Annotated in this window: 10 protein-coding genes; 4 read left to right on the top strand and 6 right to left on the bottom strand. The window is 44.5% G+C overall.

The window, feature by feature from the left end:
* The 4 genes from ACEW8S_RS03445 to ACEW8S_RS03430 all read right to left on the bottom strand — a co-directional run.
* The coding region (locus tag ACEW8S_RS03445) for a hypothetical protein (protein ID WP_373516790.1) at positions 1-852 on the bottom strand (852 nt) is incomplete at its 3' end.
* Positions 852-3,269 (bottom strand): DUF4280 domain-containing protein, encoded by a 2,418-nt coding sequence (locus tag ACEW8S_RS03440; RefSeq protein WP_373516789.1) that lies wholly within the window; start codon positions 3,267-3,269, stop codon positions 852-854. The genes ACEW8S_RS03440 and ACEW8S_RS03445, both read right to left, overlap by 1 nt.
* Positions 3,270-3,360: 91 nt before the next feature.
* Positions 3,361-3,816, bottom strand: coding sequence for a GAF domain-containing protein (locus tag ACEW8S_RS03435; protein WP_373516788.1), 456 nt, complete (start codon positions 3,814-3,816; stop codon positions 3,361-3,363).
* A 165-nt stretch (positions 3,817-3,981) separates the two neighbouring features.
* A complete protein-coding gene (locus tag ACEW8S_RS03430) occupies positions 3,982-5,079 on the bottom strand; it encodes a hypothetical protein (protein WP_373516787.1) in 1,098 nt (365 codons plus the stop codon).
* Between the two features lie 249 nt (positions 5,080-5,328).
* Here ACEW8S_RS03430 and lhgO point away from each other — a divergent pair, with 249 nt between their 5' ends.
* The gene (lhgO, locus tag ACEW8S_RS03425) at positions 5,329-6,546 is read left to right on the top strand and encodes an L-2-hydroxyglutarate oxidase (RefSeq protein WP_373516786.1); all 1,218 of its coding nucleotides are present in this window, start codon (positions 5,329-5,331) and stop codon (positions 6,544-6,546) included.
* A 105-nt stretch (positions 6,547-6,651) separates the two neighbouring features.
* Here the strand turns inward: lhgO and ACEW8S_RS03420 are convergent, their stop codons facing one another.
* Positions 6,652-6,831 carry a hypothetical protein gene (locus ACEW8S_RS03420; RefSeq protein ID WP_373516785.1) on the bottom strand — a complete coding sequence of 60 codons (180 nt, stop codon included), beginning with the start codon at positions 6,829-6,831 and terminating at the stop codon, positions 6,652-6,654.
* 740 nt (positions 6,832-7,571) lie between these two features.
* Here ACEW8S_RS03420 and ACEW8S_RS03415 point away from each other — a divergent pair.
* Together ACEW8S_RS03415 and ACEW8S_RS03410 are read left to right on the top strand one after the other, a co-directional pair.
* Positions 7,572-7,847: a type II toxin-antitoxin system ParD family antitoxin gene (locus ACEW8S_RS03415; protein WP_373516784.1), complete on the top strand. Its 276-nt coding sequence runs from the start codon at positions 7,572-7,574 to the stop codon at positions 7,845-7,847.
* Entirely contained in the window at positions 7,840-8,133 is a 294-nt protein-coding gene (locus ACEW8S_RS03410) for a type II toxin-antitoxin system RelE/ParE family toxin (protein WP_373516783.1), read from the top strand. The genes ACEW8S_RS03415 and ACEW8S_RS03410 overlap by 8 nt, the downstream gene beginning before the upstream one ends.
* A 143-nt stretch (positions 8,134-8,276) precedes the next feature.
* Here the strand turns inward: ACEW8S_RS03410 and ACEW8S_RS03405 are convergent, their stop codons facing one another.
* Complete coding sequence (locus ACEW8S_RS03405) at positions 8,277-9,140, bottom strand: polysaccharide deacetylase family protein (RefSeq protein ID WP_373516782.1); 864 nt, start codon at positions 9,138-9,140, stop codon at positions 8,277-8,279.
* Positions 9,141-9,387: 247 nt separating this feature from the next.
* On the opposite strand from ACEW8S_RS03405, the gene ACEW8S_RS03400 reads away from it, so the two are divergent.
* Positions 9,388-10,212, top strand: an 825-nt coding sequence (locus ACEW8S_RS03400; RefSeq protein WP_373516781.1) for a polysaccharide deacetylase family protein, incomplete at its 3' end; no start/stop codon positions are given.

Genomic DNA, 10,212 nt, shown 5'->3' with positions numbered 1-10,212 from the left:
ATAGTCGCTGTAGCGTTTTATCCGCAGGGTGTCGCCAAGGGGCATATAAATTTCAAGGTACCACCATCCCGCCGAGTAGCCGTAGCTGAACGCGCCTTTATCCACTTCTTCGAAATAGGACGATTCGTAGCCCATCATTTTTATCAGGGGCGATGTGTCTTCTTTGGCCGCTTTGCGGTACCAGATGGGGGCGAGGTTTTTGGGTTCTACCATGCGGACGGCCTCTTCCTCTTTTGGGGGGTATTGCTCTGTGAAATTTATGGGGCTCCCCTTTAAATTATCATCAAGTAAATACCATTTGTCTTCAATTTTAAAGTAATAGAACCAAATGCCGATGTCGATATAGATATAAGTTGCTTTTTCGTAAAATTGTTTAAAAACAGAATGCCACTTGTCATAATCTTGCTCTTTCCACTTATGTTTGTATGGGTCTACTATTTCATTATTCGTGAATGGGTCGATATACTTATGTTTAGTAGTGTCACCATTAATTATCCAGTTAGAATAGTACTTTATGTTCCACATAGTACCATCATTCAAGACGTACTCTGTTTCGTAAATCGTTTCGATATTGCCCAAAACATCAAATTTTAAAGCATCATAAGTGTTTTCTTCCTTGTTGAGGGACTTGTAATAAGAATCAATAAAGAGTTTATTTCCAATAGTATCCAACAAAAAATACTCTGCTAGATTTGCTTTCGGTACGATTTCAACCACCTCGTAGTTTTCACTGCCGGCATGGCGGTCTAGCTCCTCAAATTGTTTTGTGTCTATGTCTTGCTCGTTGTTCATGGCGCAGCTTTGAATAATTAGGAGTAGGAGAAATATAGCAGGGTTATTGATTTTGTTCATCACTTCCTTTTGTTTTGCGGAATGTCTACCGTGGTATTATCCTTTTTGATTGCCGCATCCCTCAAAATCTCGTTCTTTGATTTTTTTACTTGGATATCTCGAGCGTTACGGGTCAATCCGAATTGTTTGATAAGCCGGTCGACTTCGATTTCCTCTATATCCTCAGGTGTAGGTTCTTCATAAAGTTTATTCATGGCCTTGTCATCACAATTTACGAAGGCATCGATTACGTTTTGGATATAAATATTACAAGCTATCGAGGTGCTTGTCATTTTGGAGATGTTAATTTCTTTTCCAACATACTTTTTAGCTGCTATACGTTTGGCCTCTTCAGACATGTTGTCCACAGTGCTTTGTTTTTTATGATACTCCACCCGATAAAACTTCTTCTCCCCGACCTTTTTGATCCGCTCCCAAATATTCTGGTTGCCCAGCCCGTCATCGAAACCAGGGCCATTAAGTATCGTTTCGTTGTGTATGAACTCCACCGGACTGAAATGGGCATAGAGGTCGGCGACCTGTAACCTGCCGTAGTGGTATATCGTTTGAAAGTATGCCATTTTTAGGGCGGCCCATGTGGCAAAGGCATATCCTTGTTTAATCGGATTAAAAATATCGCCGAGATCGATTTTTCTGCCCTGTTGTTTTTCATGTTCTTTTTTCAGGCTTCTAAAGCGGAACATGGCGTTGCCCCAGTCGATGGCGATGCCCCGGTAATCCGTCCAATCGTCATGTATGACCACCTTGCCATTGATTTCTTGGGCCTCTAATCTTGGTACTGCGGAATAGGGCGGAATAACCACAAAGCCCCCATCCTTCAGGGCGATGACTTTCTTGTTTTGATCTGAGGCATAGCTTGCGGGTACTTTTTTACGGAAAAACTCCGCACTGAATAGCGTGGTATCGGTTTTTGGGTTGCAGGCACTGTCGATTTCGGGGATGTCGCCGTCCCTACAGACGATATCGCCATGGTCGTTGGCGAAGGTGAACTGCACACTTCTTTCTTTCAACGCATCGAAATCAGTGATGGCCTTTAGGTGTTCGTAAATGCCCCTTTGATGCCGTAACTTATTGTGCTTGGCGCTGAAAAGTTCGGAGAGGGCGCTCATGTATTTGTAAATATTCCTGTCTTTTTTCCAATTCTCCGGCCATAGTATCCAAGGCCCCGCATCCCAAAAATCATGATTGGCCGTAAAATAAAGGTTTTTGGCCTTGAGCAGTTTTTTGTATTCGTCGTCCCAGAGCCCTTGCGGTTGGTGTACCCCCAAGAATATCAGGTTCAACGGTATTTGCTCCCAGCCAAGTTCGTTGGCATATTTCATCGCACCCAGCGCAAAGCCCACGCCCGGGGCGTTGCCTTGGCTGTGCATTACTAGGGTCAAAGGTTTGTAGGCGGGGGAATAGCTCTCGATATAGGGCACTTTTTCCTTGGTTTCGTCTACCTCTTCTTTGGGAATAATTTCCCACTGGTGCATCGCCCATTGGTAGCCTTGGGCGATACCATGGTCTAAACGGTGGGCGGCATTGGATCCGAGACCGTGCGAACCGTTCAAAAAGTGCTCGTTCTTTTCCGCATTAAAATAACTGGCGTAGGTTTTGGAGCCCCTTCGGTGGTTGCCGATCTCGTTCCAGTAGCCCCAAAAGATCATTTTCAGTTCCTGTTGGGTCAGTACAGGAATAGTTTTGGACTGTTTAGGTAGCGTCGCCGATATTTCGGGTATATTTACGGTTATATTTTTTAAAGGAGGAATCAAGGGGGATATGCTCAGCGGATATCGAATGGTCTTTTCTTCCGAGAAAACGATTTTTCGCTCCTTTTCCTTTCGTTCTTTCTCTATTTCTTCGAGCGTCAGAGTAATGGCCCTATCTAGCTCACTGTCGAGCAGGATATTGCTTTCGTCCAAAGGATCATTTTCGTTGGCGTTCCAACCTCTGTGCAGACCGGGGGAGGCTTCATCGGGGTTCAGGTCTTTCAAGGCATTCAGTGCCCCGCCCAAAGAATCGCTCAGGTAGCCGTTCGCAAATATGATCTCTCCCTTGAGTTCAGGATATTTCTCATCAAGTTCGGACTCCTCCCTGCCCGTGCCCACTAATTTTTGCCCCACATCTTTTATCGTGACCATTCCCCCTTTTTCACAGGGTATACGGGAATTGTTCATCAAAAAAGCCTTGTTGCCTATTGAAGATCCCTTGCTGGTCAGCTGCCATTCTTTAAGTACTGGTGAACACGGCGGGTTGGGGGAAGAACAGGTGCAAGAGCCGAAAAAGGGAGGTTTTGGAATTTTGTCCTCGCTGGTAGCTTTTAGCTTGCCGCATATCTCCACTTTCTGCTGAGAGGTAACTACCATTTCGCCCGGAGCCGTACCCAATGTGCATTGCAATAGTGCCCCTTCGACAACGTAGTCTCTTCTTGCCATCTTTTTTACCCTTAGATCTTTCGGCTGCTTTGCATGTTTGCCCAAGACACCATAGACCCAACGGTAAAATCAAGTTTTTAGTACTTGATGCCTAGGCGAGTATTGTTGCGACTTCACGATTTACAAACTCCAAAAACCGCTCGTCCTCTTCCGTAAATGGATCCGGTGTGTTCGAATCGATATCGATCTGGCCGATATTTTCGCCGTTGATGAATAGCGGGACTACGATTTCCGCTTTAACGGTGATGCTGCAGGCGATGTAGTTGTCCTGCGCTTTGACATCCGGCACTACGAAATTCTGGTTGCTGACGGCCACTTGACCGCAAATACCTTTTCCGAATGGAATGATGGTGTGGTCGGTGGGTGCGCCGGCATAGGGGCCGAGTTTGAGTTCCTCTTTATCGCCGTTCTTGAAGTAAAACCCTACCCAGTCGTAATGGGGCACCGTATTTTTTAAGAGCTCGCATACCTGTTGCAGGCGGATGTCGGTTTTTAGCTCTGAACGGTCCAGTAGAACAGCGACCTCTTTTCGTAATTTTTCGAACATATTTTTGCGGTTTTCGCAAAGGTATTGAAAGTGGAAGTACTTTTTAAAGGTTTTCTTTCAGGGGTAGCCATCCGACTTTATTCTCCAAGGATGACGCCACGGCACAAAAAAAAGGGACGCCGTTCGTTCGGCATCCCTTTTAATACTTTGTAGGTGATTTGTAACTTATGGTTGAACCTTAACATCAATTTTGATAAAATCAAGGTTGCCGGTTCCGGCTCTGATTTCGGTAACCCTAATAAGTCCCTTTTTGCCATAATTATCAACAAATTCGATGACATCGCCAACGGCAAGGTTGGTAATTTTCTGGACATCCGATTTTACGATGTTGTCTAAATCCCCTGATAGGGTAACACCATTGAAACCATCCGCATCCAATGTCGATTCGGCAAAGAACATTTCGTTCAAGGTTTCCGTTGCTGCGTTTTCTTCATCTGCTCCCGGTTTAAGGCCTTCTACAGGAAAACCAAAAGAGGCGTCGTAAGCCTGTGCGGAAGAGAAGGAGGCGTTATCTTCTTTCGATACGCCCGCGGCACCGTAGTAGTAGCCAAAATCCCAAAAATTCCTGAATTCGCGCCCTACATTGATTTTATATACTTCTTCATTCAGAAGTGAAAAGAAGGTTGCGGTATTACCGTTCACATCCGGGGCGAATAATTGTTCTTCGGTAAACGAACGAACTTCGGCAGCAGGGTTCGTACCATTACCTACTTTTACGGTAATCGAACCTACACCGAGCGCAGCCCTTTTTGTCGCATCCCTAAAATCGCCTTTTCCTGTGGTCGTCCAAAAGCTATAGACAATCTCGCCATTATCGATATCGGGTACGGGCAGTTCAAAAGTAAAGTCGATATCCTTTTTGTTGGAGCCGTCCAAATCGATAGATCCATCGTCGTTCAGTACTTTTTTGAGCTCGGTATCCTCAAGATCAAAACTGTTAAAGGGCATATCGCCGCCACCGGAAACGTTTTGCGTGATGTACATTCTACGCTGGGTAATATCCGTAGAGGTAAAGATGACCCTACCGGGTACTTTAGTGCCGACCTCACCATTGGCCTCGGCAGTGAATTTATCATCGACGGCACCTCCTTCGGTAAACATGATGGTGGCCACTTCGGCAACAGGGTCACCGGGATCCGTAGGGCTGGTTGGATCTGTCGGGGTTTGAAAAACACTGTCGTCGTTGCTACAGCTCGCCATAAAAAGACATAGCGCCATACCGGTCAAACCTAGGTTCACAAAGGATTTTACATTTTTTCTCATAAGGTAATTTTTGGAATACTTAAAATTTGTTTTTAGATATAGTAGGGAAACGTTTGCACGAGGATTATATTTTAATAGGATAAAACTTATTTTTATTGAGAGCTGTTCTTCATCCTATTCTTTCTTGATCGATAGGATGACCTCCCTTGTTTTTTGACATAGCATTCCAGGGCCGATTGCCGCCCTGCCATAGGCTTTTGCTCTTAGAGTACGGATGACTTGGTTATCTTTACGGTTCAACAAACAATAGTGCAACAAGAACTTTTTGATATAACGATTATCGGCGGGGGTATTGTCGGTATGGCCACGGCTTGCAAGATCCAAAAGAACCGTCCGGACTTGCGGCTCCTCATTTTGGAAAAGGAAGATGTACTGGCGGCCCATCAAACGGGACACAATTCCGGGGTATTACATTCCGGCATCTATTATACGCCCGGATCGCTGAAGGCCAAGAACTGTATCAACGGACGTCGACAAATGGTCGAATTCGCACGCGAACATAAAATAGATCACGATGTTTGCGGAAAGATTATCGTAGCGAGGGATACCGACGAGCTTCCGGCCTTGGAAAGGGTGTACTCCAACGGAATCGAGAACGGATTGGCGGATATCCTAAGAATATCCCCCGATGAAATTCCCGAGATCGAACCCTATTGCAAAGGTATCGCCGGCCTTTGGGTACCTGATGCCGGTATCATCGATTATGTCGCCGTGACCCGAAAACTTGGGGAATTGATCGTGAAAATTAATCCTAAAAGCGAAATACGGCTGGGCCATAAAGTGGAAACCTTTTCTAAGGCGGGTGCAAAAAACCAGATCCACACGGATAAGGGAGTCTTCGAGACCAAGAAAATGATCTTTTGCGGAGGTCTTTTCGCCGACCGTTTGGCACGCAAACAGGGGGTGGCACTGCAAGAGAAAGTAGTCGGTTTCAGGGGCGACTATTATGAGCTTACCGAAACGGCGCGGCACAAAATACGCAATCTCATCTACCCTGTGCCCAATTTGGACTTCCCGTTTTTGGGCGTACACTTCACCCGTATGACCGACGGCGGAATCGAATGTGGCCCCAATGCCGTTTTTACCTTTAAAAGGGAAGGCTATGGTAAAACGGATTTTGATCTTGGCGATACCCTCGATGCCCTTTCCTATTCAGGCACTTGGCAGTTGTTCAAGAAGAACTGGCAGTTCGGCATCGGCGAATACCGAAGGGCATTTTCCAAACAACGGTTCTTGAAGACGTTGCAGCGGTTGGTGCCAGAACTTTCCGAATCCGATATTCGTCCGGGTAGAAGCGGGGTAAGGGCATTGTTGCTGAACAAAACCGGAGATACTCGAACGGATTTCCTAATCGCCTATGGCGAAGACAGTATCCATGTACTCAACGCGCCTAGTCCCGCCGCAACGGCTGCCTTGTCCATCGGGGATGCGGTTTGGGAAATGGCGGATAAGGAGTTCGAAATATAGTTTTAGTATCCTCGGAATACCAATATATTTACGATGGCGCGTTCGATATCATCGTTCAAGATGGCAATCTGAACGCTGCTGGGTTATTGTAGTACGTTTTTTAGCTCACGAAAATGCCTTATATTCATCTTCTTCATTGTCTTCCTCTTCCTTTTTGTCAATTTGCTCTATTTCATGAGTAGGTAAATTATCTTTTCTGTAAAAATGAATGGGAAATGGAACTATAGAGGCAATTATTACACATGACAATAGCATTAAAAAGCGTAAGAACTTTTTTACTTTCATTATGAGAGAATTTAATGTGTTCAATTATCCTCACTTATTAGAAGGAATCTGAAATTGAGATTTTAAGAATTTTACTCTCTTAAAAGTCGGTCACATTAAATCTGATGAGATTTTGGTTGAACAATATCGTTAAGAACGATTTTGAGAAGTGATGGTTTAAGCTCTAATGAAGTATGTTTCTGAACTTTAAAACCTACAAAGCTTTTTATATTGGCCGTTTGAATTCTTCTAAACCAATCAAATTTGCTGATATCATCCTTTGTAGAATTTGAAAATAACAGTAGTTGTTGCGCTGTATCAAATCGTATGACTCGACTTATAACATCCTTATTTGATACTAAAAGTTCAATAGATGAGGTTCTAGGGTCAGTTTCAAAGGTTGGATTGTAGTCGAATGAAATAGTTAAACTGACTATAACGAAAAGACTAGCAAATATTTGAAATATTCTTTTTAAACGACTCATTTTGTTAATGTACTACTACATAGGAATATAATCATTACCATGTATCCATTTAACTAACACTACCAAATTAATATTTTTTTTCTGAAATAGGCATAGTTCCACAAACCGGTCCCCACACGCCAACGAATGCCGATTTCTGTAAAGTTCAATTTAAGGTGGGTTATAATTACTACTACTTACAGACCCTTAAAACCTGTATTTTTACAATTATTCAATAAACCGTATGTCGATAATATGTTTTTTTGCGTATATTGTATGTAAATAAAGTTTTAAATTATGGCAACAATTAGAAAATCATTGACTATAACCACCGCTCAAGAGCAATGGATAAAGCGACAAATTGAAAATGGTGGTTTTGCCAATGATAGCGAATATATGCGACACCTAATACGTTTGGACGAGGAACGCAATAGGGAGTATTTAATCACCAAAGCGGCCATACAAGAAGGCTATGATAGCGGTATGAGCTCTAAAATTAGGTCTGTTGATGAAATTGTTGCGGCTGCTAAAAATCGCAAAAACAACAGAATTCAAAGCACGAGGAATGTCTAGAAGTTATAATTTATCGTCGAAGGCTGATAGCGATATCGACGATATAGTGGATTATACTTTAGAGACTTGGGACGAATCACAGACGCATGATTATGTTACCGAATTATTACAGTTTTTACAGACTCTTGCCGACAGTCCCGAAATTGGGCGTAGTGCTTCTGAATATGCGCCTCCACTAAAAAGATATAATTTCAAAGCGCACACAATATTTTATGAACCAACCAAAAACGGCATATTCGTCGTTCGAATTTTAGGACAACGGCAGGATTTTAAGAGACATCTTTAAACGCTAATTTACCGTTTTGCAAAGTCCAAATAAAGGTGGGATTATTTGCAATATGTTTGGTTACAGTAGTTCGATAAAAGATTGGTTTTACGAAACTCTTGGAAACGGTATTTTGAGAAGGATGGAACTACCGGTTCAACTGTCTATTTCATCACCGCCTTAATTTCGCCCCAGGTAACCGGGCGGATACCGTTTGCCCCTAACTTGGCCCTACAGCTTTCATTGGTGAAATAATCATAATCCAACTGCCGCCATTGCGACCCGAAGTTCGGGTGGTTCACGGTAATTCCCCGCATTTCGAGATCATCGAATGCCGGATGTAAGATCAGCACGTTGAAACCCGAGGGCAGATGGTCCAAAACATGGTCGTAGTAGTCCACCAACCTGCCCTTTTCAAAATCCGCGAACGTTCCCAGAAAAAGATTGTCCGCCACGAGTTCGTCATCGAAAAGTACCTTTTTGGCATCTAGACCCATTTCCGTAATCAGTTGTCCATTGAAAAACACCGGCAGACCATAGGTTCTCCCCAGGTCGCGATATATTTCCAAAAACTCGGGCCTTGCCGCTACGCTGTACATGTGGGAATCGAGATGGGTAGGTTTCATGCCGAACAGCAGGGCCCTTTCAATCTGTGCCCGGAGCTCCCTTCGTACTTCTTCGTTCCGTGCATATCTGTTCAATTGTTCCCTTTTCTTAAAAAAGAAACCGTTGCCGTCCGTCAGACTGGGCACTTCCTTTTGTGGCAGTACCGGGCCGAACCTATATTTTTCCCATTCACAGGTAAGGGTCAAATGTATGCCATTGTCAAACTGCGGATTGTCCTTTGCGAATTCCATCATTTCATAGGACCACGGACAGGGAACCATGATGCTATAGGAATTTACCGATCCGTTCACAACAGCTTGGATGGTGGCCCTGTTCTCCGAATGGGAGAGTCCCGCATCATCGGCGTGGATCATCAACAGTTTTTCATTTTGGGAATAGCCCAAGGCGCGCAAGACATCCATATAAACCGGTTACATTTTCCTCCGATGCAAAAATAGGAAGCAGATCTTTCATGGCCAACCGAAATTACAGGTCGCTTCCGTTATATTTTTACTTTGGACCTGCCCGACATTTTGTGGTTCAAGGCCCACATCCTATATTTAACCTCTTTTTAGACGGATCTAAAACTTTTTGATGATGAGAAAATCCATAATTTTCCCCTGTTTCCTTTTATTGTACTGTTTATTTGGAAATGCCCAAAACAGGTCAATGGCCGAGCGTTTGGGATATCCTGCAGGTACGAGGCTATTGATATTGCACGCGGACGACCTGGGCGTTGCCCATGCGGAGAATGCGGCGAGCATCACGGTACTGGAAGAAAGCCCCTTGAACTCGGCCAGTATCATGGCGCCCTGTCCGTGGTTTCCTGAGATAGCGGCCTATGCCCGAAAGAACACCACAATGGATTTCGGGATGCATATGACATTGACGAGCGAGTGGAAAAATTACAAATGGGGACCGGTAACGTCCAAAGACTCGGTCCGCACCTTGATAAACGAAAACGGCTATTTCTATGCGCTGGTCGATAGCCTTCAAAACTATGCGGATCCGAAGGAAGTGGAGATTGAACTGCGCAACCAGGTCAAAAAAGCGTATAGGTCAGGTATCGATGTTACCCATCTTGACGCCCATATGGGCGCAGCGGCAAGCACCCCCGAATTTGCGGCGGCCTATATGAAAGTGGGCAAGGAGTTCGGACTCCCCGTTCTTTTGGACGGCCGGGTGTATGCCATGGAACACGATAGTGTCAAAAATCTCTTGGACGGCAATACCGTGGTCGTCGACCGCATTCTCTCCATGGAACCGCATACCTATGAACAGGGCGCTCACCAATTTTATTCGGACCTTCTCAAAAACCTGGAGCCCGGCCTTAATTTTTTATTGTTGCATCCGGCGTACGACAATGCCGAAATGCAGGCCATTACCATCGAACATCCTGATTACGGGTCGCAGTGGCGCCAAGCGGACTACGATTTCCTTATGAGCAAGGAATGTGCCGATATCATAAAAGCGCAAAACATTAAAATGGTAACC

This window comes from Pricia sp., assembly GCF_041745955.1.
GTDB lineage: Bacteria > Bacteroidota > Bacteroidia > Flavobacteriales > Flavobacteriaceae > Pricia.
The sequence above is the reverse complement of the archived record's forward strand: the minus strand, read 5'-3'. Positions and strand labels throughout refer to the sequence as shown.

Coding starts and splice junctions, on each gene's coding strand:
- ACEW8S_RS03440 (WP_373516789.1), bottom strand. CDS start 3,269: ATGGCAAGAAGAGACTACGTTGTCGAAGGGGCACTATTGCAATGCACA.
- ACEW8S_RS03435 (WP_373516788.1), bottom strand. CDS start 3,816: ATGTTCGAAAAATTACGAAAAGAGGTCGCTGTTCTACTGGACCGTTCA.
- ACEW8S_RS03430 (WP_373516787.1), bottom strand. CDS start 5,079: ATGAGAAAAAATGTAAAATCCTTTGTGAACCTAGGTTTGACCGGTATG.
- ACEW8S_RS03420 (WP_373516785.1), bottom strand. CDS start 6,831: ATGAAAGTAAAAAAGTTCTTACGCTTTTTAATGCTATTGTCATGTGTA.
- ACEW8S_RS03415 (WP_373516784.1), top strand. CDS start 7,572: ATGGCAACAATTAGAAAATCATTGACTATAACCACCGCTCAAGAGCAA.
- ACEW8S_RS03410 (WP_373516783.1), top strand. CDS start 7,840: ATGTCTAGAAGTTATAATTTATCGTCGAAGGCTGATAGCGATATCGAC.
- ACEW8S_RS03405 (WP_373516782.1), bottom strand. CDS start 9,140: ATGGATGTCTTGCGCGCCTTGGGCTATTCCCAAAATGAAAAACTGTTG.